Raw genomic sequence first — 24,045 nt, forward strand, 5'->3', positions numbered from 1 at the left:
TTGGTAAAAGTAAAAATTTATATTTTAAATTTACAAATCAGCTTCTCAGCCTGTGTTATTCCACCGCCATCAGCCGGCGATATTCATCCCAGGCGTAGAGGTCGGTCATGCCGCTGATATAATCCTGAATAAGGCGCGCGCGGTAATAATATTCCCACAGCGGGAAATCGTCGGCCAGCGGGCTGAGTTTCGCCACTGCTTCGCTATAGGCCAGGCGAAAGCGCGTCGACAGCTTATGGTACAGGCGGGTTTCAATCGGGTAACTTTTTAACGCATCGTTTTCAACCAGCTCGGTAAATTCAACATGCGTTAACGTCAGCAGCGGGCTGTAAATATCCAATAGCCCCCTAATTACCCGGTAGCCTTGTAATTCCAGCTGTTCAACATCCGGATGATTAAATACGTGGCGAATGGCAACTTTTTTAAATATATCCAGCAGCCGGCTATGGGGACTTTCATCCTCCAGCAAGGCCTGGTTGAAATTGCCGTGATAGATTGCCTCGAGGTTAGCAATGAAACAATCTGCGGCCTGAGGGACCAGGCAGGCAACGGTATTGACCCGCAAATACATAAAGAATTGATCTTCGCTGCTGCGGCTCAGGCGGTTAGCTTTAGATTTAGCCTGCGCATTATTAACCACCAGATCGAACAGGTCGCCCTTTTTATGCTGCGGCCAGAGATGATAAAGATATTGATAGAGTTGCTCGACGGTGAAAATATTTTTTTCTACCGCATCTTCAAGATCGGCAACGCAATATGAAATATCATCCGCCGCCTCCATAATATAAGTTAGCGGGAAACGACTATATTTTTCCAGCTGAAGCGCGCTGCGCATGCGAGAAATGTATTCTTCTTCAGCCAGATAATAACCCGGTTTTTTCATCAGGTAGCTGTGGCCTGCGGGCAGATCGCCACGATGCCAGGCCGGGCGGGTATATTTAAAAATGCAGCCGACCTGCGCCCAGGTGAGATTCATTTTCATCAGGGTATGCACCAGGCGAATAGCCTGCGCGTTGCCTTCAAAAAAACTTAAATCCTGACGAATCTTTGCACGTAGATCGTTCAGGCCGTCTTCCCGATAACGCAGGATGGCGACTTTGCAGGGATCGTCAGGTACCAGACCTTGCGGCCAGCTGTGAGCAAGATGCTGACGGAACCAGTCGTTGATGGCCGACTCGCCGAAATGACCGAACGGCGGGTTGCCGATATCGTGCATCAGACAGGCCATCTCAACCACGCTTTCAAAAGGACCGGTCAGCGCTTCCAGCCCGTACTTCTCCAGGCCCTGCTGCTCTTTCAGGCGGGTCAGTATCTCTTTGGCGATATAGCGCCCTACCTGCTGCACTTCCAGCGAATGGGTCAGGCGGGAGCGCACTGCGGCGTTACGTTCCAGCGGAAAAACCTGGGTCTTCTGCTGCAAGCGTCGTATTGCTGCAGAGTTGATTATTCGTCCGCGATCGCTTTCGAAAATACGCAGAATTTCATGCTCATCTTTATGACCCTGCACCGCCCGGTAGCGGCGCAGATAGCTGATTTTTTTCCTGAAATCGATCCCGCCCATCTTCGGCTCCTTTATCCTGCGCGTAACTGACTCAACGTGCTGCCTGAATAGCATGCTGCCATTTCAGGCTGTGTCCTGTCACCCGCTACTGGTAAACTATGCGGCGAATCCCTAAGCAATTTATAACACTAAGCGAGTAACTCTATGAAAGCAGGCATTATTGGCGCAATGGAACAGGAAGTCACCCTGCTGCGCGAGAAAATTGAAAACCGTCAGACGGTTACGCTGGCCGGCTGTGAAATTTACACCGGCGTACTGAACGGCGTTGAAGTTGCGCTGCTGAAGTCGGGTATCGGCAAAGTCTCCGCCGCACTTGGCACCACGCTGCTGCTGGAGCTTTGTAAACCGGACCTGATTATCAACACCGGCTCCGCTGGCGGCCTCGCGCCTTCACTAAACGTCGGCGATATCGTGGTATCTGATGAAGTACGCTACCACGATGCCGATGTCACCGCCTTTGGTTATCAACCGGGTCAGATGGCGGGCTGTCCGCCGGCGTTTAAAGCCGATGAGAAATTGATCGCCGCCGCCGAGCAGTGCATCGCCCGGCTGTCGCTGCATGCCGTTCGCGGGCTGGTGGTGAGCGGCGATGCGTTCATTAACGGTGCCGAGCCGCTGGCGCGCATCCGCTCGACCTTCCCACAGGCGATTGCCGTTGAAATGGAGTCGAGCGCCATTGGTCACGTCTGCCATCAGTTTGGCGTGCCTTTCGTGGTGATCCGCGCCATTTCCGACGTTGCCGATCGCGAGTCTCATCTGAGCTTTGACGAATTTCTGGTAACCGCCGCCAAACAATCTTCCCTGATGGTGGAAACCCTGTTAGCCCATCTCAGCCGTGGCTAAATTATCCGGCCTGCTGGGTGCCTGGCTTGGCCTGCTGCTGGCGCTGACGGCCTCCGCGCAGGCGGCGCCGCGCGTCATAACGCTGGCGCCGGCGCTGACCGAACTGGCTTTCGCCGCCACTATTACCCCGGTCGGCGTCAGCAGTTATTCAGACTTCCCCGCCGCCGCCGCTAACATTGAGCGCGTCGCCAACTGGCAGGGCATCAACGTTGAGCGCATCCTCACCCTGAAACCCGATGTCGTACTGGCATGGCGCGGCGGCAACCCACAACGCCAGGTCAGCCAGCTGGAAAAGCTGGGCATAAAAGTGATATGGCTGCAGCCGGAAACGCTGCAAGAGGTCGTACAAAGCGTTCGCTCTCTGGCACAGTGGAGCCCCGACCCGGCGCAAGCTGAGCAAGAAGCCAGCCGGCTGAACGCCCAGCTCAGCGAACTACAGCGGCGCTATGCAAATCCCACGCGTCGGCCGGTCTTTCTACAGTTTGGCCTGCGTCCGATGTTTACCGCTGCCGGCAATACCCTGCAAAATCAGGTGCTGAAGCTTTGCGGCGGTGAAAATATTTTTGCTGACAGTCGCGTTCCCTGGCCGCAGGTTAGCCGCGAACAGGTGCTAACGCGTCATCCGCAGCTCATCGTCACCGTCGGCGGCGAACAGCAGAAGGCCGCCATACGCGCTTTCTGGCAGCCTCAGCTGAAAGTCCCGATCGTCGCCCTCAATGATGACTGGTTTAGCCGCCCCGGCCCGCGCATCCTGCTGGCGGCGCAATCGCTGTGCCGCCAGCTACAGTCCGACGCCCCGGCAACAGCAAAAAAAACCGTTAGCGTTGATTAAAGTACGCGAATAACGCGCCGATAAATAATAACAAGGCGGCCGGGATGTTTATTGCGTCGCCCATCGTGCCCTTCGGGGTTTTTAACACCAGGACCTGGAATGAAAAAAGCCATTATTCTGGCCTTCGGGCTAATGATGGCGAGCGAACTCTGGGCAGCGGCTACGACGGGCGTAATTCAGGTTCGTTTGACCATCCCGGCGCAATGCCATATTGATGGGCAAAGCATCACAGCAACCACGCCTGGCATCGATTGTGGTAATCAGGCGGCTTTACAACCAAGAGTGATTCGGCAGGATTTTTATCCGGATGACAAGACGCGCCGCAGAGCGCGGCTGATCACCATAGAGTGGTAAATAATTCAACGCCTGAGCATTGCTCAGGCGTTTTTTATCAGACGCTGAAAGAGGAACCGCAACCGCAGGTGCTTTTGGCATTAGGATTGGTCACGATAAAACGCGAACCTTCCAGCCCTTCGGTGTAATCGACCGAGCCGCCCACCAGATATTGCAGGCTCATGGGATCGACCACCAGCGCCACGCCCGCTTTTTCAATGGTCATGTCGCCGTCGTTGATTTGGTCGTCAAAGGTAAAACCGTACTGGAAGCCGCTACATCCGCCGCCGGTAATATAAACCCGCAGCTTCAGCTCGGGATTCTCTTCATCAGCAATCAGGTTTTTGACTTTCTTTGCCGCTGCTTCGGTAAATTGCAGGGGCAGCGCTACGTCATCACTCATATTTCACTCCAGTCTACTGCAGGCCGCAGTGCGACCATCATGATTTTATTATCCGCTACCCATCCTTCGCTGGCAAGTTTGATCATTGAGCAGAGTGAGCAGCCTGTGCTGTGCCTGGCTGCGTTGACTGCCTGGCAAGGGTACGCGCCAGCAGCGTGGAATAAAGCGGCTGACCGCCGCAAAACTGCGCCACCAGGGTCGCCCCAAAGCAGGTAATAATCATCGGCAGAATCAGCTGATAGTTGTCGCTCATCTCCAGTACCAGAACGATGCCCGTCAGCGGCGCCCGCACTGAGGCGGCGAACAGCGCGCCCATACCGGCAATGGCAAAAGTGCCGGGATCGAGCGACCAGCCTGGCAACAGCGCGCTACAGGCCATACCAAACGCGGTACCGGCCAGCGTCCCCAACGCCAGCATCGGCGCGAAAATGCCGCCGGGGGCGCCGGAGCAAAAGCACAGCAGCGTCGTTGCCACGCGGGAGATGAAAATAAACAGCAGCGTGCCGAGGGCATAGTGACCCGCCGCCGCCATCGGGATCAGATTAAAGCCCCCGCCGGCGGCCTCGGGTTCGATCATTCCCAGCAGCCCGCAAAGTCCGCCCAGCAGCGCCCCGGTTAATAACGTATAGCGCATGCCACGGCTGTGAAGGGCCAGAAAGCGGTCCTGTATGCGGTACACCAGCGTATTGAAGGCGGCGCCGACGGCGCCAAACAGCAATCCCAGCAGCAGATAAAGCCAGAGCGATTTGATTGAAGCATCGCCCAGACGCCCCATGGCAATGACCGCGCCGGCACCGTTAAAGTAGCGGTAGACGATGCAGGACATCACTACGCCGAGAAACACCGCCTTAATGGAGATCAGGCTGTAGCGAAACTGCAAGCGCATTTCTTCAATAATAAACAGGATACCGGCAAGCGGCGCATTAAACGCGGCTGACAGGCCGGCGGCGGCGCCGGTTGCCAGTAGCGTATGGCGGGTTTCCGCGTGCTTAATGCGAAAGATATCAAGCACCATGCAGCCAATGTTGCCGCCCATCTGAACCGTTGGTCCCTCGCGTCCCAGCACCATACCGGCGCCGAGGGTACCCAAACCGCCGATAAATTTTACCGGGATAACCCGCCACCAGCGCACCGGCCGCAATTCTTCCAGCGCACCTTCGATTTCCGGAATACCTGACCCCGCCGCCTCCGGTGCCACACGCCGCACCAGCCAGTAGCCGATCATGGCCAGCAGCGCAGAAATCCCAATCGTCAGCGGGTAGCTGAGCAGAGACCAGTGTCCGCTATGGGACAGTATGCCCAGCCGCCAGGCGATAATCGCGTTCACCGCCTTTTCAAAAGCGACGCCGAGCAGCCCCGCCAGCACGCCGACCAGCGCCGCAAGCAGCAATATTTTTATCGGCGTGCGGTCACGCCGCAGCACCAGACGGAGAAAATCGATACGGCGTGGCGCGGTGACCTTCTGGCCTTCACCTGATTCGCTGTCGTTGTCGTTGTTCATAGTTGGCAAAATTATCTAAAGAAATCTGCCAGTATGATAGCGGGGGAAAGGATGAAAAGTGAGAAAATTACGTATTAAAAAATGTCGTTGCGCCATCAGTCCTTCCACCACATCGCCGCTTTTCTTAGAATGAGCGGGATATTCTTTTTCCGGATTCAGGAGCGATCCCATGAGTAAGTCAGAAAACCTGTTCGCGCAGGCGCAGCAGCTCATTCCCGGCGGCGTTAACTCGCCGGTGCGCGCGTTTACCGGCGTTGGCGGCGCGCCGCTTTTTATTGAACGCGCCAATGGCGCCTATCTGTACGATGTCGACGGCAAAGCCTACATTGACTACGTCGGCTCATGGGGCCCGATGGTACTGGGCCACAATCATCCGGCCATTCGCAACGCGGTCATCGAAGCCGCACAGCGCGGGTTGAGCTTTGGCGCGCCGACGGCGATGGAAGTTGATATGGCCCGGCTGGTCACCGAACTGGTTCCCAGTATGGATATGGTGCGCATGGTGAACTCCGGCACCGAAGCAACGATGAGCGCTATTCGCCTGGCGCGCGGCTTTACCGGCCGCGATAAACTGATTAAGTTTGAAGGCTGTTATCACGGTCATGCTGACCATCTGCTGGTTAAAGCCGGCTCCGGCGCGCTGACGCTGGGCCAGCCAAACTCGCCCGGCGTACCCGCCGACTTTGCGAAACACACCCTGACCTGCACCTATAACGATCTCAGCTCGGTTCGCGCCGCTTTTGCGCAATATCCGCACGAGATCGCCTGCATCATTGTTGAGCCGGTTGCCGGTAATATGAACTGCATTCCGCCGGAGCCGGAATTTTTACCCGGCCTGCGCAGCCTGTGCGATGAGTTTGGCGCGCTGCTGATTATTGATGAGGTGATGACCGGATTTCGCGTCGCGCTGGGCGGCGCCCAGGCCTGGTATGACGTCACGCCGGACCTGACCTGTCTGGGTAAAATTATCGGTGGCGGCATGCCGGTGGGGGCTTTTGGCGGGCGTCGCGATGTGATGATGGCGCTGGCGCCGACCGGCCCGGTTTACCAGGCGGGCACCCTTTCCGGTAACCCTATCGCCATGGCGGCCGGCTATGCCTGTCTTAGTGAAATTGCGCAAACCGGCGTACATGAAACGCTGGCAGACCTGACCAATCAGCTGGCCCAGGGCCTGCTGGATGCCGCCAGACAACATGGCATACCGCTGGTGGTTAACAACGTTGGCGGCATGTTTGGCCTGTTTTTCACCGAGGCCGAACGCGTTACCTGCTACACCGACGTTACCCGCTGCGACGTGGAGCGGTTTAAGCGCTTCTTCCATCTGATGCTGGCAGAAGGCGTTTACCTGGCGCCATCAGCGTATGAAGCCGGATTTATGTCGCTGGCACACAGTCAGCAGGATATCAATGACACCATTGCTGCCGCCCGCCGGGTTTTCGCCAGGTTAAACTGACCTGTCGCTGCGGCTCAGTGCGGCCCGTTGCAATAACGGGCCGCGAATGGTCATGTGGTCATAAAGAAACATTTTCCCGGCCTGCTAACGCCGTAAAAGGGGCGCGCTGTTCAGGACTTGCGCAGCAGCCAGACAAAATAAGGCGCGCCGATAAAAGTCGCCAGCAAACCGGCCGGCACCTGGCTGGGGAACACCACCATCCGCCCACACCAGTCGGCCAGTACCATCAGGCCGCCACCGAGCAGCGTGGCGATCACCAACTGCGGCATAGTACGCCGGAATCCCATCATCCGCGCCATGTGCGGCGCCATCAGGCCGATAAAGCTTAACGGCCCGACCGTCAGCGTTGCCGCCGCCGTCAACCCGGCCACCAGCAGTAATATCGTTACCCGGCTTGGCGTCAGGGCAATACCCACCGCGCGCGCGGTGGCGCCTCCCAGAGGCAGGATCATCAACCAGCGTCGGCACAGCGGCGCCAGGGCTATCAGGATCAGCGCAACGATAGCGGTATGCAGCGCGCCTTGCAGCGTAACGCTGTAGGTTGAACCCGCGATCCACGTCATCAGAACCGCCATGCGCGGGTCGCCGCTGGCCAGCAGCAGCACCAGCAGCGTACTGAAGGCGGTACTTAATCCCATCCCCGCCAGCAGCATACGCGTCGGTGAGAACTCGCCGCGCGCCGAGATCAGCAAAATAACCATCAGGGTCACGGCCGCGCCGAGACTGCCAGCGACAAACAGCCAGCCAAAGGCGTCACCCGGAACCAGAAACAGCATGATCACCACGCCGAAGGTCGCGCCAGAGCTGATGCCCAGCACTTCCGGGCTGGCCATCGGGTTGCCGGTCAGACGCTGAACCAGACAGCCGGCAACCGCCAGCATTGTTCCGGCAGCCAGCGCGGCCATCACGCGTGGCAGCCGCCAGGGCAGCAGCTGATGCCAGAGATCGCCGCTGGCCCACAGCCAGCCATGCGCCCCCCGGCCAAAGCTAAGCGCAACCACCAGCATAATAACCAGTATCGCCAGCGCGCTTGCCGCCCATAACGCCAGCCTTTGACGTTCACGCGCCACGCTGTCGCCCTGATTGAGCGGCGGCGGCGCCATTCCGCTGTGCAGGCGCGGCAACAGCCACAGCAGCAGCGGCGCGCCGATGATTGCGGTGACGGTACCGGTGGATACCTCACGCCAGTTATCGGTTAGCCAGATGACGCACTGATCGGCCAGCCACAGCAACAGCGCGCCGATTAGCGGCGCCAGCAGCATGCGGCTAAGCAGGCGCCGCCCGCCCAGCAGCTTTGCCAGCAGCGGCGCGAACAGGCCGATAAAACCAATAATACCAACGGCATTGACCAGCTGGGCACTAAGCACGATAGCCAGCAGCAGGGTGGCAACCCGCACCAGTGACAGCGCCAAACCAAGGTTTTTCGCCACCCCGTCATCAAGCCCCATCAGCGTTAGCGGGCGCAGCAGCAGCAAGGCCAGCACAAAGCAAAGAAATACCCGCGGCCAGAGAGAAAGCGCCCCCTGCCAGTCCATCTGGTTCAGCGTGCCGGTTCCCCACAGCAATACGCTTTGCAAACGTTCATGATTAAACAGGCCAATCAGCTGGTTAACCGCTCCGCAGTACAAAGAGAGCACCAGCCCAGCCAGAATTAACGTCACCGGCGACAGGCGTTTCCCCCAGGCAACGCCGAATACCAGCAGGCCAAGCAGTAACGATCCGCCAAGCGCCGCAAGGGATGGCGGAATTAAGCCGCTCCCCCACAGCGTCGCCGCGGTCAGCCCCAGCTGAGCTCCGGCAGAAACCCCAAGCGTCGTCGGCTCAGCCAGCGGGTTACGCAGCACCTGCTGAAATAACAGGCCCGCCAGCCCCAAACCTGCACCGACCAGCAATGCCATCACCAGGCGCGGCAGCAAGCTGTAGTGAAATACCATTTCTGCTACCTGGCTGCTGTCGGGATGTGAAAATCCCTGACGCCACTGAGTAAAAGGCAGATGATAGTGGAAGTTATAAATGGTCAGCGCCAGCGCCGCAGCTGTCAGCGCCAGCAGGGTCAGCACGCCAAGGCGGGAATAGGTTTTCATGCTGCTGCCACTCCCTGGTTTAGCAGATGGCAAAAGCGCATCGCCGACCAGATGCCGCCATAAAACCACACCGCCGGAATGCGCTTAAAACGCCCGGAGCGGACAAAAGGCATCGCCTGCCATAGCGGCGTCTGACTGACGCGTTGCATAGCAAGTTCGTCAGAGTGGGCAAAGCAAAGCGCATCGACATCCTGCATTTCGGCCAGCCGTTCAATGCCAATCACCGCGCTGCCCCAGAAGTTAGTTTCCCCCTGCCAGGCATTGGGTACCGCCAGTTCCTGCATCACGTCCAGAAACAGGCTGCCGTGACCAAATACCAGCGCATGCTGCTCATCCAGCAGCGACATCAGCAGAATGGGTCTTTTCACCCGCCCGACCAGCTGTTGCCGCGTCTGGCTAAGTAACTTATCCAGCGCGGCAAGTTGCTGTTCAGCCTGAGCAACCCGGCCAATATGCTGCGCCAGGGTCATCAGCGAAGTGCGCGCCGTTAGCAGCGGCTTGCCGCGCCCGTCGTTAAAGGGGAAAGCCAGTGAAGGGGCGATCGGGGTCAGCATTGACTTTGCCGGACCGTAGCCCTGGGAATGCAGGATCAGCGAAGGCCGCAGCTCGGTAAGCAGCTCCATATTGGGTTCGGTGCGTAAGCCTAATTCAATGCAGCTATCAGGAATGATCGGGTCGGCAACCCAGGCCCGATAGCCCTGTATTTCTGCCACGGCATACGGCGTTACGCCGAGAGTCAGCAGCAGCTCAACCGGCAGCCATTCAAGGGCCGCAATGCGGGTAATATCGACCGAAGCACCCTGCGCCGCCGCGCGCAGCGGCAGGCTGAACATCATTGGCGAGAGAGCCAGTGCGGTTAAAAAACGGCGGCGAAGCGAATCAGGCATCACAGCATCCTGTACTCAGTAAACAAAGCTAACGGGCGTACCATGGGTAGGATGCGGCAGGATACCCATCGGAATGCCGTAAATCTCGCCGAGTACCTCAGTGGTCATGATTTCAGCCGGCTCGCCCTGCGAAATCATTTTTCCGGCGCGCAGCGCCACCAGCCGATCGCAGTAGCGCGCCGCCATATTAATATCATGCAGCACCACGATAACCGTCAGCCCGCGCTGGTGGCTTAAGCGCTGAATCAGCGCCAGCACTTCCACCTGATGGGCGATGTCCAGCGCGGAGGTGGGTTCATCTAACAGCAGGCAGCGGCTGTTTTGCGCCACCAGCATGGCAATCCAGGCGCGCTGTCGTTCACCGCCGGACAGGCTATCCACCAGCCGGTGCGCCAGCGGCTTTAACCCAACCAGCGCAATCGCTTCATCAACGTGCTGGCGATCGTCATGACCATAGCGCCCCAGCGCCCCGTGCCAGGGGTAGCGGCCAATGGCGACCAGCTCCCGCACCGTCATGCCTTCAGCGGCTGGCAGCTGCTGCGGCAGATAGGCCACTTCACGGGCAAACGCTTTACTCTGCCAGGCACTCAGGGGGGTTTGATTCAGCAGTATCTCGCCGGTTGACGCAGCGTGGTGACGCCCAAGCATCTTCAACAACGTGGACTTTCCTGAACCGTTATGCCCAATCAGGCCGCAGACTCGTCCGGCGGGAAAGGTCAGAGAAAGCGGCTGGAGCAGCGTTCGCCCCGGTACGCTGAATCCTGCGTCGTTAAGCGTAAAAGTTGAGTCCTGCGCGCGTTGTGATGACATGGTTATCTTCTGGTAGACGGGCGCGAGAGTTCGCGCCCGGTTGTACATTAGAAACGGAAAGTCGCGGTGCCGATAATCTGACGATCGTGGCCCCAGTAGCAATCGTATTCGTGATAGCAGCTGGCAACGTATTCGCGGTCAAGCAAATTGTTGATATTCACCCCAATGGACGAGCCAGGCAGGCCAAAGCGACCGAGGTCGTATTTAACCAGGGCATCCACCGTGGTGTAACCGGCAACGGCAAAGTTTTTGTTTTCGTTGTCAGTCCCACTCTGGAACTGATACAGCCCCTGGCTCTCGCCAACGTAACGTACGCCAGCGCCAAATGTCAGCCCGGAAAGCGCCGTTTCGTGGAAGGTATAATCCGCCCACAGCGAAGCCATGTGCTTAGGCGCCTGCACCGGGGTGCGATCTTTATACTTGGTATCGTGAGTATAAACCGCGTCGGTATAGGTATAAGACGCCATCATATTGATGTTCGGCGTCAACGCCGCTTTGGCCTCCAGCTCGAAACCGCGCGAACGGATTTCGCCGCTTTGCACGTTAAAATTGCTGTTGTCCGGATCGCCCGTCAGGTTTTTATCTTTGGTCAGCTGGAACAGCGCGCCGGTGATAACAATCGGACGATCTTTCGGTACGTATTTGATCCCGGTTTCATACTGCTTGGCGCGCGACGGATCGAAAGGCTGTCCTGCTGAGTTGGTGCCTGAGGTTGGGATAAAGGATTCGCTGTAGCTAAAGTACGGCGCAATACCGTTATCGAACACGTAGTTCAGGCCGCCGCGCCAGGTAAAGGCCTGGTCGTGATTTTTCGCTTCGCTTTCGCTGCTACGGTTGTACGCCGAGGTCATGGCGTAGTCATAGCGGCCACCCAGCGTCAGCACCCAGTTGTTCCACTCCATCTGGTCTTGCGTATACAGACCGGTTTGTTCCTGCTTGTTCAGATAGCGATACGGGAAGCCGCTGCCAACCATCTGATTGTTGCCGTAGTGCGGATCGTAAGCGCTGAGCGGCGCGGCGGAACCGAAAATAGCGTCAATGTCGTTACGGGTACGCTGATAATCGACGCCCATCAGCAAGGTATGATCGAGCGCGCCGGTAGAGAATTTGGCCTGCGCCTGGGTGTCGACGGCAAACTGGTTCAGCTCTTCTTTCGACTTGGCATAGCCGCGCAGAATTTCGCTGGTCGCCGGGCTAAATCCGTTGCCGTAGATGGTGAAATAATCGGTTTTCATATCGGCATAGCGCAGATTCTGACGTACGGTCCAGGTATCGTTAAAGCTATGTTCGAAGTTGTATCCCACCATTTTGGTGTTGCGTGAGATTTTATTGCTGTCGCCGTCATCAAAATCAGTCGGCAACTTACGCTGATTGCCATTCGGGTCGATATAAGGCACCACCGTACCCTCGCGCGGCAGCCAGCCGTAATAGCCAGTTTCCGGCTCATTCTGGAAATAGCTGAGGAAAGTGAAGGTGGTGTTTTCATCAGGACGCCAGCTGAAAGAAGGTGCGATAGTATAGCGTTTCTCTTTATTTGCCTGCTGCTGAGCTTCAGCATCGCGCGCCAGGCCCGTCAGGCGATAGGAGAACTCACCGTTATCGTCCAGCGCGCCGCCAAAATCGAAGCCGGTGGAAAACAGGTTATCGGTGCCCATCTGAAAGCGCACTTCGTGCAGGGTTTCCAGCGTCGGACGTTTGCTTACCATTGCCACCACGCCGCCGGGGTTGCTCTTGCCGTACAGCACCGAGGCCGGGCCACGCAGCAGCTCCGCGCGCTCCAGGAAATAAGGGTCGATGGCAAACTCAGAGTAGTTATCGCCCTGCAGCTTGAGGCCATCAAGATACTGGTTGGTGTTGATTTCGTTAAAACCGCGAATGGAAAGCGCATCGATCACATCAGAGCTGCCGCGGTTGCTGACAACGCCGGGGCTGTAGTTAAACGCGTCTTTCAGCGTGTTAACGCCGCGCAGCTCCATCTCCTGGCGGGTGACCACCGAGATTGATTGCGGCGTTTTTTCAATAGGCGTATCGGTTTTGGTGCCGGTGGCGCTGTGCTTAGCGGCAATGGTCGGCGCCGGCCCCCAGGCGGTTTCAGCGGCAGCGTCGCTGGCGGACGCTTCAACGGTAATCGTTTGCTCAGCGGCCTGGGCCTGGCTCAACGCCAGGCTGCCAGTTGCCAGCGCGATCAGCAGCGTCAGCGGTTTTTTTGCGGTATTGATAGTCAAACAAGAATTGAGTGCGCGCGTTTTAATCATTTTTATTTCTCTGATGGGAATTTTTGCAAAATGTAAACGAGAATGATTATTAGAAGGATTGGATAATATGAAAACGCTATCTTGACTGCAAGCGTTATGCTCAGCGAAAGTGAATTATGCTGTGAGCCAGCAGGCATAAGCGCTGGTTCAGTCGGGCTGAACCAGCGGCAAACGTTACAAATTAATGGTGTGTTTTCAGCTGATTATCAACTTCTTCCTGCGCCTGTTTTAGCGCTTTCCGAAACGCCGGCAGGCTCTGCAGTCGTGAGTACTCTACCGCACCGACTATCCGCCCGGCGTTGACATCGCTTTGCCAGTGCGCGCCGCAAATCACCCGGCTCTGACCGTACGTCCAGGCACGCTTGAACAGCTCGTCGCCACGATCCGGGCGCAGCTGAGCCAGTATCAGGGCGATAGTGGTCGCATAGGCGGTATGTCCTGAAGGGTAAGAACCATTAGTACGCAGGAAACTTTCATCCGCGATCGGCTGGCAGGTGTGATGCTTGAAGTAAACAAAAGGACGTTCACGCATATAGAACTTCTTAGCCGTTTCCGGCGCGTAATCGCCGCTATCTACGTTGAGATAATCCAGAATACGATACAGCGCCGGAGTGGTTTGCGCTGAAATCGTGACGCCAAAAGGTTTAGAGAAAATGTGGGCAACATTTGGCGTACTCATATCTGAGTCACTGGTAGCCAGCTTCCAGCGCGCCGTGCCCTTCAGCGCATAGCCAGCCTTATATTCAGCAATGTCCAGCGCGAATAACGGATCGCCCTTTTTCGGCGGCGGCGGCAGATAGGCTTTGCTACTGAATGCCTGCGCCACGTCGTGGAAGGTTGGCCCGGTTGGTTTATGCCATGATGCGTCAGCTTTTGTCCCTGGTTGATCGGCTGCAAAGCTTGATGCGGTAAATAACAGACCGCATGCGGCAAAAAGCGCAGCGCTTAACGCTGATTTTTTCATCTTTATTCCTTAGTTGTAAAAAAGCGCGCGCATGCTAACAAAATCACCGCATCAAATTCGTGATCGATGACCAACAATTTTCTGCATATTTTCCTAAATATTCAACAAGTTGTAAATTGGTGTAAAAAAAGCCGGACGTTTACACGCCCGGCTTTAGTTTCATCCCGCTAACGGTTATTTGCTGCCGAACATATCCTTAATCCAACCGGCTACGCCGTTACTGTCCTTTTTCTCATCCTGCGGGGGTTGCTGCTGCTGTGACTGCTCCGGCAGCATATGCTGTTGCTGTTGCTGCTGCGTCATCTGCTGCTGGATTAGCTGCTGCTGTTGCTGACAGAGGGCATTAGCATCTATTGTCCAGACCGGCAGCGTACGCCACACGTTGCCGCCGGAACCACAGACAAAGTTGCCAGCCGAATCAATATTCATTGACGCGATGTCCTCGGGCGGCGTCAGCACCAGCGGCAGCGGCGCCTGATTATCCAGATAGTGACGATAGATCTGCATCGCCCCGCTGGCGCCATACAGCCTGGTTGGTTTGTTGTTATCGCGGCCAACCCAGGTGATAGCGACTTCTTTACCATCTATACCGGCAAACCAGCTGTCCACCTGATTATTGGTCGTCCCGGTTTTGCCGGCCAGATGCGCATTGGGGAAGCGCGCGCCTAACGCGCGGGCCGTACCGCGCAGTGCAACCTGTTGCAGCGAATACATGGTGAGGTAAGCCGCCTGAGCCGGCACGGCGCGCTCAGCCTGCGGATAGCTCTGATAAAGCACTTTGCCATCTTCCGCGATAACGGAACGCAGCGCCGAAAGCGGCGCCCGATTGCCGCCGCTGGCGATGGTCTGGAACGCCTGCGCCACTTCGATCGGCGTCAGGTTCAGGGCGCCGAGCAGCATCGCCGGAACCGGCTGAATCTGATCTTTCGGCGCCCCCAGCTTAGCCCAGGTGTTCACCACTGAATCCAGCCCCAGCGTCATACCGAGATTAACGGTCGGCACGTTCATTGAGTTGGTCAGCGCATCCACCAGCATCACCTGCCCGCTAAAGCGACGATCGTCATTCTGCGGTTTCCAGACCTGCCCATTTGGCAGCTTCAGCGCGATCGGGTTATCACCCAGCCAGGTATTCAGCCGATATTTATCCGGCTGGCTCAGCGCGGTGAGATAGGTCGCCGGTTTCGCCAGTGACCCGATGGATCGACGCGCCTGCAGCGCACGGTTATAACCAGCAAACTGCGGATCGGCGCCGCCAACCATGGCGCGAACTTCGCCGGTAAAGCGGTCAACGATCACCATTGCGGTTTCTAAATCATTAATACCCCGCTGCTTACGCAGCGTCGCGATGCCGTCAACCACCGCTTTCTCCGCCGCATCCTGAGAGACCGGATCGAGCGTGGTGAAAATCTTCACGCCGGAGAGATCCTGAACTTTGTCGCCCAGCTTGGCTTGCAGTTCATTACGCACCATCTGCATAAAAGCAGGCTGAGGCGTCAGCACGCCCCCCTTCGGCTGCACGCCGAGCGGGCGGGCGGAGAGCATGTTGTACAGGTCCTGGTCGATATAATTTTGCTGCTGCAACAGGCGCAGCACCAGATTACGTCGTTCCAGCGCCAGCTTCGGATTGCGCCACGGATTATATAATGACGCGCCTTTTACCATACCAACCAGCAGCGCCTGCTGATCGAGGCTCAGCTCATCAACCGGACGACCGAAGTAGTAAAGGCTGGCCAGCGGGAAACCGCGGATCTGATCATTGCCAGCCTGGCCGAGATAAACCTCATTCAGATACAGCTCCAGGATGCGATCTTTGCCGTAGCGCGCATCCATGATCAACGCCATATAGGCTTCGTTAGCTTTACGCCATAGCGAACGCTCATTGGTCAGAAACAGGTTTTTTACCAGCTGCTGCGTCAGGGTGCTGCCGCCCTGCACTGCCCGTCCGGCGGTGATATTCGCCAGGAAAGCGCGGCCAATTGAGTAGAGGCTGATGCCGTCATGCTCATAGAAATGGCGATCCTCAGTGGCAATCAGCGTATCGACCAGCAGATCGGGGAAGCCGGAGCGCGGCACAAACAGGCGCTGTTCACCGTTCGGTGATTGCAGCATGGTGATAAGCCGCGGATCGAGGCGGAAATAGCCGAAATCACGGCCGTTATCGAGGTTCTTGATCTCCTTCAGCGTGTCGCCGCTGAAGCTCATCTCGGCACGAATCTGGCCTTCTTTACCGTCGGGGAAATCAAACGGACGGCGCAGCAGTTCAATATCATTGCCGTGTACGCTGAATTCGCCCGGACGGGTAATGCGGGAAACCTCACGGTACTGGGTACCTTCCAGCAGCGCGACCATCTCTTTTTTGCTGTAGGACATGCCCGGTTCGAGGCTCACCATGCGCCCGTACACGGCGGCGGGCAGCTGCCATACCTTGCCATCAATACGGCTGCGGATTTCTGAATCCAGCCAGAACCCATAGGCGACAATAATAATGACGAACACTAAAAAGAGTTTAATAAGCAGCCCAAACCAACGGCGTTTTCTTCCCGGCGGCCCGCCTTTACCTTTACGCGGCACGGATGCTACCTCCTCTTCATCATCATCGAAATCATCTTCATAATCTTCTTCCTTTTGGCGACCCCGCCTGGCGCGGCTGCGCGGCGGTTTGGGCTGTTTTCCCTTGCGCCCAATAGGTTCGCGATCGTTCCCAGACATAGATTACTGTTCTCCAGGGGTGGCCAGCGGCCAGGCCGGCTTACTTTCTAATGGTTTATTGCCAGACAGAAGGGGAACCTTCTGAATTGCGCTCCCGCTCAAGAGGGCGGAAGGTGTTTTTTCGTGCGGCGCGTCGGCGGCGCCGAGACCGGATCATCCGGCCAGGGATGCTTAGGATAGCGCCCCTTCATCTCTTTCTTAACTTCCGGATAAGCCCCTTGCCAGAAGGCAGCCAGGTCGCGGGTTATCTGCAACGGGCGCTGCGCAGGCGACAGCAGGGACAGTACCAGGGGAATACGCCCCTGCGCAATACAGGGGTTCTGCGCTTCGCCGAACATCTCCTGCAAACGCACGGCCAGCAAAGGCGGCTTGTCTTCATCGTATTCGATCGGCAACCGGTTTCCCGTCGGCACAGTGTAATGAGTTGGCAACATAGTATCCAGCTGTTGACGCTGCGACCATGTTAACAAGTGTAAGAGCGCCTGATGCAGGTCGATATTTAATAACCCTTTCATATCTTTAACGCCGCCCATCGCCGGCAGTAGCCACTGGTCGAGGGTTAACAGCAGGTCGGCCTCGTCGACTGCCGGCCAGCTCTGCTCCGGCAGCCAGCGATGGGCGCAGTGCAGCCGCACGCGCAGCTGCGTCGCCGCTTTGCTCCAGTGCAGCACCGACAGCCCGCGGCGTTTTATCCAGCGCAGCATGGCCTGATGCAGTTCATCCGCGCCCGGCTGCGGCAGCGGGCGGGATTTTAATACCAGCTGGCCGATCTGCTGCCGCTGCCAGGCGCGCAGCGTTGCCCGCTCTTCATCCCATTCAACTTCGGTCTGCGTTTGCAGCAATTCAGGACGCTGAACAATAAGCTTATCGATATCGACGCCGAATCCCAGCAGCAGGCGCGCGTCGGGCTGACCATCGCGCAGCAGCAGGTCGAGGGCGAACAACCATTCATGTCGCCCCAGCGCGGCATCCGGCTCCAGCGCGGCGCCGCTGCCGCTCGCCAGCAAATAGCGTCCGCCCGCCCCCCGGCGCTGCGCCAGCCGATCGGCAAACGCGCAGGCCAGCAGCGGTGCAATGGCATCAGCATCCGTGCGGGCGTCAACATTTTTGCCCGCCAGCTGACGCGCGCGTCGCTGCCAGTGCGGTAACGGCCGGTAAAATGCATCCAGCAAATCGCCGCTGCCGCTGCGCGGCGGATCTTCGATAATTGCCGCCAGCAGCGCCGCCGTCATCTGCTGCGCAGGCGCTTGTTCCGCTGCGCTTACCAGCATTGCCGCTAAGCGCGGTTCGGTGCCCGGCCCTGCCATACGCCGGCCTTTCAGGCTCAAAGCATGGTGTTCATCGGTGGCGCCCAGCAGCTGCAACAGCTGGCGCGCCGCGCGCAGATTGCTCTCCGGCGGCGCATCCAGCCAGCACAAATCCTGCGGCGAAGTACATCCCCACTGCAGCAGCTCCAGCCAGAAGGCGCTGAGGTCGCTGTGCAAAATTTCAGGCTGGCTGTGCCCGGCGGCGCGCTCCGCCTGCTCGACGCTGACCAGATGCAGGCAGATGCCCGGCGACAGACGCCCTGCACGGCCCGCACGCTGGGTCATTGATGCCTGGCTGACACGCTGAGTTTGCAAACGGGTCAGCCCGCTGCGCGCATCGAAGGTCGCCACCCGCTCTAACGCGCAGTCCAGCACCAGGCGGATGCCTTCAATCGTCAGACTGGTTTCGGCAATATTGGTCGCCAGCACGACTTTGCGCCGCCCCGCTGGCGCCAGTAATATCGCTTTACGCTGTTCAGCCAGCGGCAGGGCGCCATATAAAGGACAGATATCCACGTCCTGTGTGACCCGCGTTTGCAGTTCACGCTCAACGCGACGGATCTCGGCGATGCCCGGAAGAAAGACCAGCAGCGATCCCGCTTCATCACGCAGCAGCTGGCTGGCCTGACGCGCCACGTTTTGCTCAAATCCCGGCGCCGGGTCGAGCGGCTGGTAGCGCCGCTCTACCGGCCAGCTACGCCCCGCCGACACCACCAGCGGTGCGCCGGGCAGCAGCGCCTGAAGCCGGCTGTTATCAAGCGTTGCCGACATCAGTAATATTTTCAGGTCGTCACGCAGCCCTTGCTGCACGTCGAGTAATAACGCCAGCGCCAGATCGGCCTGCAGGCTGCGCTCGTGGAACTCGTCAAGAATGACCAGTGAGACGCCTTCCAGCATCGGGTCTCTTTGCAACATGCGGGTAAGAATACCCTCGGTAACGACTTCCAGCCGGCTAGCCGCACTGACCGCACGCTCGCCGCGCATACGGTAGCCGACGGTGGCGCCGGGCTGCTCGCCCAGCAGCTCCGCCAGACGCTGCGCCACGTTGCGCGCCGCCAGCCGACGCGGCTCCAGCATAATGATGCGCCCCGGCAGCGCGGCCTGCTGTAATAATTGCAGCGGCAGCCAGGTTGATTTCCCGGCGCCGGTCGGCGCGGCCAGCAGCACCTGATTATGCTGCTTCAGCGCGCTGAGAACCGCCGGCAGTACTTCGCTAACGGGTAATCCGCTCACCTGCTTACTCCCTACACTGGCCTCAAACTGGCGGGCATTGTAGCATTTAGCTTTACCACTGCGAGCCTGAGCCAAAAAATGTCTGACAGCACGCGCCTGTTTTTTGCCGTTACGCCACCGGAGCCGCTACAGCAGTCGCTGGTAAAGTGGCGTGCCGACCAGTTCCCCGCAGAAGCCGGGCGCCCGGTTGCCGCAGCCAATTTGCACCTGACGCTGGCCTTTCCGGGGGAAGTCAGCGCGGAAAAGCAGGCAACGCTTATGCGACTGGCGAGCCGCATCCGCCAGCCCGGCTTTCAGCTGACGCTGGACGATGCCGGGCACTGGCCGCGCTCAGGCGTGGTCTGGCTGGGTCCGGCCCGATCGCCGCGTGGGCTGCTGCAGCTGGCGGAAATGCTTCGCGCTCAGGCGGCGCGCTCAGGCTGTCAGCAAAGCCCGCAGCCTTTTCATCCGCACATTACGCTACTGCGTAATGCGCGCGGAAAAGTGGCCATACCGCCGCCGGGTTTTAGCTGGCATTTTCCCGTTACGCATTTCACCCTTTACGCCTCCTGCTTTAGTCAGGGACGCACCCGCTATCAGACCTTACAACACTGGAAACTGGATTAACCCATGGAGTTTTCTCCCGCCCTGCGCCCGGCAACGCTTATCGCCCGCTATAAACGCTTTCTTGCCGACGTGGTGACCGCCGAAGGCGAAACGCTGACCATTCACTGTGCCAACACCGGCGCCATGACCGGCTGCGCGACGCCAGGCGATACCATCTGGTATTCCACCAGCGACAGCAGCACGCGCAAATATCCCCACAGCTGGGAAATAACCCAAACCCGTGAAGGACACTGGATCAACGTTAACACCCTGCGAACCAATGCAGTGGTAAGGGAAGCGCTGGAGTCCGGTTGGATTCCAGAATTATCCGGTTACGAGACGCTGAAAGCCGAGGTCAAATACGGAAGCGAACGTAGTCGAATTGATTTCCTGCTACAGGCAGAAGAACAGGTTAACTGCTATATTGAAGTCAAATCCGTGACGCTATTGCAGCAAGGTAAAGGGTATTTTCCGGATGCGGTAACCGAACGCGGTCAGAAGCACCTGCGCGAACTCATCAGCGTAGCGGCCGAAGGCCATCGGGCGGTGCTTATGTTTGCCGTGATGCACTCGGGAATTGAGGACGTATCCCCCGCCCGCCATATTGATGGGCGGTACGCAGCACTACTGGTACAGGCACAGCAGCATGGGGTTGAAGTACTGGCGTATAAAGCATCTCTTTCTCATTTGGGGATGCAGCTCAAATCATCGGTTACGGTAACGCTGTAATATTTCAGGCACTTTACTGTTATTAAGATAGTTAGGCACCCATGCGCCAATACGCGTTTCCTCACAGGCTTGTCAAGGCATGTTCAGGAATAATTGCCAACCACATCTGCTTCTGCTATTTATAGCGGCCTGTTTTTCCCCCTTTGGGGATCGATTGTGCGTGTTATCCAGGAGAAACAACATGCAAGAAGGGCAAAACCGTAAAACGTCGTCCCTGAGTATTCTCGCCATCGCTGGGGTGGAGCCGTACCAGGAGAAACCGGGCGAAGAGTATATGAATGAAGCCCAGCTGGGCCACTTCAAGAAAATTCTTGAAGCGTGGCGCAATCAACTGCGTGATGAAGTGGATCGCACGGTATCCCACATGCAGGATGAAGCGGCCAATTTCCCCGATCCCGTTGACCGTGCAGCACAAGAAGAGGAGTTCAGCCTTGAACTGCGTAACCGCGATCGAGAGCGCAAGCTGATCAAAAAGATCGAGAAAACGCTGAAAAAAGTGGAAGACGACGATTTCGGCTTCTGTGAGTCGTGCGGAGTTGAAATTGGCATCCGCCGCCTTGAAGCCCGTCCGACTGCCGATTTGTGTATCGACTGTAAAACGCTGGCGGAAATCCGCGAAAAACAGATGGCCGGCTAATGAGCCTGACGTTCCGCAGCAATCGCCTTGCTGCGGAACATAATACGCAGATGATCGCCCCTTACACTGGCCGTTTCGCCCCCTCTCCTTCCGGCAATCTCCATTTTGGCTCGCTTATTGCTGCACTTGGCAGCTATTTGCAGGCCCGTGCCTGTCAGGGACGCTGGTTGGTGCGCATTGAAGATATCGATCCGCCGCGCGAAGTGCCCGGCGCCGCCGACCAGATTCTTGCCCAGCTTGAGCATTACGGCCTGCACTGGGACGGTGAAGTGCTCTGGCAGTCGCAGCGCCACGAAGCCTACCGCGAGATGCTGGATGCGTTAATGCGCAACGGCATGAGCTATTACTGCACCTGCAATCGCAGCCGCGTACAGCAAATCGGCGGCTACTATGACGGCCACTGCCGTCATCGCCATCAGGGACCAGAAAATGCCGCCGTCAGGCTAAAAGTGGATCACCCGGTCCGGCAATTTTTCGATCAGCGCCGTGGCGCCGTCGTTTGTGATCCCGCGCTGGCGCAGGAAGACTTCATTATTCATCGCCGCGATGGCTTGTTTGCTTACAACCTGGCGGTGGTGGTCGACGATCATTTTCAGGGGATTACCGAGGTAGTGCGCGGCGCCGATTTAATTGAACCGACCGTGCGCCAGCTAACCCTGTTTCAGCAGGCAGGCTGGCAGCCTCCGCGCTGGCTGCACCTGCCGCTGGCGCTGAATGCCGACGGCAACAAACTGTCTAAGCAGAATCATGCGGCGGCATTGCCCGATGGCGATCCACGCTTTACTCTGTGCCAGGCGCTACGCTTTTTAGGCCAGGCGATACCGCAAGGCGTTGAAGATATGACGGTTGCAGCGCTACTTGCTGGCGCCGTTACCCAATGGGATATGATGAAAATCCCACTCAATGACGCGCAGAACCGCGTTGTCACGACAACGGCATTCTCAAATGATTCGCTCTGAGCTATGATTAGCCGCTGTTTTTTACCGCAAGGTTAATTAGTCACTGTCGAGGTGTCCCATTTTTACCCGAGTTGCCAATTTTTGCCGCAAAGTTTTGAATCGCGATGAAGCGGTATCCGCTGACGATACGGAAGTCGCGCCGATGACGATTATTCCCCGCGATCGCCACAACATTTCGCGCAAAGATATTAGTGAAAATGCCCTCAAAGTGCTCTACCGGCTCAACAAAGCCGGTTTCGAAGCCTATCTGGTCGGCGGCGGCGTGCGCGATCTGCTCCTGAATAAAAAGCCAAAAGATTTCGACGTCACCACCAACGCGACGCCGGACGAGATGCGCAAGCTGTTTCGCAACTGTCGGCTGGTCGGGCGCCGTTTTCGCCTCGCTCACGTCATGTTCGGACCGGAAACTATCGAAGTGGCGACCTTCCGCGGCCACCACGAAGCGGAGCAGGAAGGCATCAGCTCACAGCGCGGGCAGAACGGTATGCTGCTGCGCGATAATATCTTTGGTTCGATTGAAGACGACGCTCAGCGCCGCGACCTGACGATCAACAGCCTTTACTACAGCGTTGCCGATTTTACCGTACGTGACTACGTCGGCGGCCTGCAGGATTTACAGCAGGGCGTGATCCGCATGATCGGCGATCCGGAAACCCGCTACCGGGAAGATCCGGTGCGCATGCTGCGCGTGATACGCTTTGCCGCCAAGCTGGATATGAGCATTGCGGCGGAAACCGCCGAGCCGCTGCCACGTCTGGCAACCCTGCTGAACGATGTTCCGCCGGCGCGCATGTTCGAAGAGACGCTGAAGCTGCTACAGGCTGGCTATGGCTACGCGACCTATCTGAAACTGCGTGAATATCAGCTGTTTCAGCCGCTGTTTCCATTGATCAACCGCTTTTTCACCGCCGAGGGTAACACCTCGATGGAACGCATGCTGGTCCAGGTTCTGAAAAATACCGATATGCGCATTCACAACAATATGCGGGTAAATCCGGCATTTTTGTTTTCCGCCATGTTCTGGTACCCGCTGATTGAAACCGCCCAGCGTATTTCTCAGGAAGGCGGACTCGCCTGGTTTGACGCCTTTGCGCTGGCAACCAACGACGTGCTGGATGAGGCCTGCCGCGCGTTGGCGATCCCCAAGCGGCTGACCTCGCTTGTTCGCGATATCTGGCAGCTGCAGCTGCGCATGTCGCGCCGCCAGGGCAAGCGCGCATGGAAGCTGATGGAGCACCCGAAATTCCGCGCGGCCTACGATCTGCTGGCGCTGCGTGCCGAGGTTGAGGGCAACGCCGAAATGAAGCGGCTGACCGAATGGTGGGGCGAATTCCAGGCCGCCGCGCCGCCGCATCAAAAAGAGATGCTGAATAATCTTGGCGATGATCCGGCGCCGCGCAGTCGCGCCCGCCGCCCGCGCAAACGCGCGCCGCGTCGCGATCCCAGCTAATGACCCAGGTTTATCTGGCGCTCGGCAGCAATCTTGCCGAGCCGTTACGTCAGGTCGAAGCCGCGCTGCACGCGCTGGATGCCGTACCGCATACCGTGCGTGTTGCGACGTCTTCGTTTTATCGCACGCCGCCTTATGGCCCGCAGGATCAGCCTGATTTTCTCAATGCGGTGGTTGCACTGGATACCACGCTGACGCCGCTGGCGCTGCTGGATTGCACCCAGCGTATTGAGCTGGAGCAGGGCCGTGAACGCAAAGCGGAGCGCTGGGGGCCGCGTACCCTTGACCTTGATATCCTGCTATTTGGCGATCTGACGCTGAATACGCCACGTCTTACCCTTCCCCACTACGATATGCACAATCGTGCATTTATGCTGCTGCCACTGATTGAAATTTCACCAGATGTCACCTTTCCTGACGGTAAAAAAGCGGCAGACCTGCTGTCCGGACTTGATAGCAGCACTATCCGCCTCTGGTAACTTCCTTTAAGATACCGCCCGGACGGTATTT

The 24,045-nt window shown here is 57.7% G+C and carries 20 protein-coding genes; 10 read left to right on the forward strand and 10 right to left on the reverse strand.

The genetic code is table 11. The annotated features are described in order from the left end of the window. Positions 1-55 precede the first annotated feature (55 nt). A complete protein-coding gene (gene dgt / locus BTJ39_RS10655; protein WP_078002677.1) occupies positions 56-1,561 on the reverse strand; it encodes a dGTPase in 1,506 nt (501 codons plus the stop codon). Positions 1,562-1,705: 144 nt separating this feature from the next. Between dgt and mtnN the strand changes: the two genes are divergently transcribed. The 3 genes from mtnN (at position 1,706) to BTJ39_RS10670 (ending at position 3,590) form a co-directional block, all read left to right on the forward strand. Then, complete coding sequence (mtnN, locus tag BTJ39_RS10660; RefSeq protein ID WP_078002678.1) at positions 1,706-2,404, forward strand: 5'-methylthioadenosine/S-adenosylhomocysteine nucleosidase; 699 nt, start codon at positions 1,706-1,708, stop codon at positions 2,402-2,404. Beyond that, complete coding sequence (btuF, locus tag BTJ39_RS10665) at positions 2,397-3,236, forward strand: vitamin B12 ABC transporter substrate-binding protein BtuF (RefSeq protein ID WP_078002679.1); 840 nt, start codon at positions 2,397-2,399, stop codon at positions 3,234-3,236. Before mtnN ends, btuF begins: the two co-directional genes overlap by 8 nt. A gap of 99 nt (positions 3,237-3,335) precedes the next feature. Further along, positions 3,336-3,590, forward strand: a complete 255-nt coding sequence (locus tag BTJ39_RS10670) for a hypothetical protein (RefSeq protein WP_078002680.1) — start codon at positions 3,336-3,338, stop codon at positions 3,588-3,590. Positions 3,591-3,627: 37 nt separating this feature from the next. Here BTJ39_RS10670 and erpA read toward each other — a convergent pair whose 3' ends face one another. Next, positions 3,628-3,972 carry an iron-sulfur cluster insertion protein ErpA gene (gene erpA / locus BTJ39_RS10675; protein WP_078002681.1) on the reverse strand — a complete coding sequence of 115 codons (345 nt, stop codon included), beginning with the start codon at positions 3,970-3,972 and terminating at the stop codon, positions 3,628-3,630. Between the two features lie 82 nt (positions 3,973-4,054). After that, on the reverse strand, positions 4,055-5,473 hold the full coding sequence (clcA, locus tag BTJ39_RS10680) for a H(+)/Cl(-) exchange transporter ClcA (protein ID WP_078002682.1): 1,419 nt from the start codon (positions 5,471-5,473) through the stop codon (positions 4,055-4,057). A 169-nt stretch (positions 5,474-5,642) separates the two neighbouring features. Here clcA and hemL point away from each other — a divergent pair, with 169 nt between their 5' ends. Next, a complete protein-coding gene (gene hemL, locus BTJ39_RS10685; protein WP_078002683.1) occupies positions 5,643-6,926 on the forward strand; it encodes a glutamate-1-semialdehyde 2,1-aminomutase in 1,284 nt (427 codons plus the stop codon). A 110-nt stretch (positions 6,927-7,036) separates the two neighbouring features. Here hemL and fhuB read toward each other — a convergent pair whose 3' ends face one another. The 7 genes from fhuB to hrpB form a co-directional block, all read right to left on the reverse strand. Then, positions 7,037-9,010 (reverse strand): Fe(3+)-hydroxamate ABC transporter permease FhuB, encoded by a 1,974-nt coding sequence (fhuB, locus tag BTJ39_RS10690; protein ID WP_078002684.1) that lies wholly within the window; start codon positions 9,008-9,010, stop codon positions 7,037-7,039. Beyond that, positions 9,007-9,897, reverse strand: coding sequence for a Fe(3+)-hydroxamate ABC transporter substrate-binding protein FhuD (fhuD, locus tag BTJ39_RS10695; protein ID WP_078002685.1), 891 nt, complete (start codon positions 9,895-9,897; stop codon positions 9,007-9,009). Before fhuD ends, fhuB begins: the two co-directional genes overlap by 4 nt. Before the next feature lie 15 nt (positions 9,898-9,912). Further along, positions 9,913-10,707, reverse strand: a complete 795-nt coding sequence (gene fhuC, locus BTJ39_RS10700; RefSeq protein ID WP_078002686.1) for a Fe3+-hydroxamate ABC transporter ATP-binding protein FhuC — start codon at positions 10,705-10,707, stop codon at positions 9,913-9,915. Positions 10,708-10,754: 47 nt separating this feature from the next. Continuing rightward, positions 10,755-12,962: a ferrichrome porin FhuA gene (gene fhuA, locus BTJ39_RS10705; protein ID WP_078002687.1), complete on the reverse strand. Its 2,208-nt coding sequence runs from the start codon at positions 12,960-12,962 to the stop codon at positions 10,755-10,757. Between the two features lie 181 nt (positions 12,963-13,143). Continuing rightward, on the reverse strand, positions 13,144-13,926 hold the full coding sequence (locus BTJ39_RS25150; RefSeq protein WP_078002688.1) for an acid phosphatase: 783 nt from the start codon (positions 13,924-13,926) through the stop codon (positions 13,144-13,146). A gap of 174 nt (positions 13,927-14,100) precedes the next feature. Next, entirely contained in the window at positions 14,101-16,635 is a 2,535-nt protein-coding gene (gene mrcB / locus BTJ39_RS10715; RefSeq protein WP_078002689.1) for a bifunctional glycosyl transferase/transpeptidase, read from the reverse strand. A gap of 98 nt (positions 16,636-16,733) precedes the next feature. Next, positions 16,734-19,175 carry an ATP-dependent helicase HrpB gene (gene hrpB / locus BTJ39_RS10720; RefSeq protein WP_078002840.1) on the reverse strand — a complete coding sequence of 814 codons (2,442 nt, stop codon included), beginning with the start codon at positions 19,173-19,175 and terminating at the stop codon, positions 16,734-16,736. 78 nt (positions 19,176-19,253) lie between these two features. Between hrpB and thpR the strand changes: the two genes are divergently transcribed. The 6 genes from thpR to folK all read left to right on the forward strand — a co-directional run bounded on the left by thpR (position 19,254) and on the right by folK (position 24,014). Beyond that, positions 19,254-19,781 carry an RNA 2',3'-cyclic phosphodiesterase gene (thpR, locus tag BTJ39_RS10725; RefSeq protein ID WP_078002690.1) on the forward strand — a complete coding sequence of 176 codons (528 nt, stop codon included), beginning with the start codon at positions 19,254-19,256 and terminating at the stop codon, positions 19,779-19,781. Between the two features lie 3 nt (positions 19,782-19,784). After that, complete coding sequence (gene sfsA, locus BTJ39_RS10730) at positions 19,785-20,489, forward strand: DNA/RNA nuclease SfsA (RefSeq protein WP_078002691.1); 705 nt, start codon at positions 19,785-19,787, stop codon at positions 20,487-20,489. A gap of 181 nt (positions 20,490-20,670) precedes the next feature. Next, entirely contained in the window at positions 20,671-21,126 is a 456-nt protein-coding gene (dksA, locus tag BTJ39_RS10740; protein WP_078002692.1) for an RNA polymerase-binding protein DksA, read from the forward strand. Positions 21,127-21,176: 50 nt separating this feature from the next. Continuing rightward, positions 21,177-22,085: a tRNA glutamyl-Q(34) synthetase GluQRS gene (gene gluQRS / locus BTJ39_RS10745; protein WP_078002841.1), complete on the forward strand. Its 909-nt coding sequence runs from the start codon at positions 21,177-21,179 to the stop codon at positions 22,083-22,085. A gap of 58 nt (positions 22,086-22,143) precedes the next feature. Next, positions 22,144-23,535, forward strand: a complete 1,392-nt coding sequence (pcnB, locus tag BTJ39_RS10750) for a polynucleotide adenylyltransferase PcnB (protein ID WP_206744993.1) — start codon at positions 22,144-22,146, stop codon at positions 23,533-23,535. Then, the gene (gene folK / locus BTJ39_RS10755; RefSeq protein ID WP_078002694.1) at positions 23,535-24,014 is read left to right on the forward strand and encodes a 2-amino-4-hydroxy-6-hydroxymethyldihydropteridine diphosphokinase; all 480 of its coding nucleotides are present in this window, start codon (positions 23,535-23,537) and stop codon (positions 24,012-24,014) included. The genes pcnB and folK overlap by 1 nt, the downstream gene beginning before the upstream one ends. Positions 24,015-24,045: the final 31 nt, after the last annotated feature.

The organism is Izhakiella australiensis, from assembly GCF_002006995.1.
Classification (GTDB): Bacteria; Pseudomonadota; Gammaproteobacteria; order Enterobacterales; family Enterobacteriaceae; genus Izhakiella; species Izhakiella australiensis.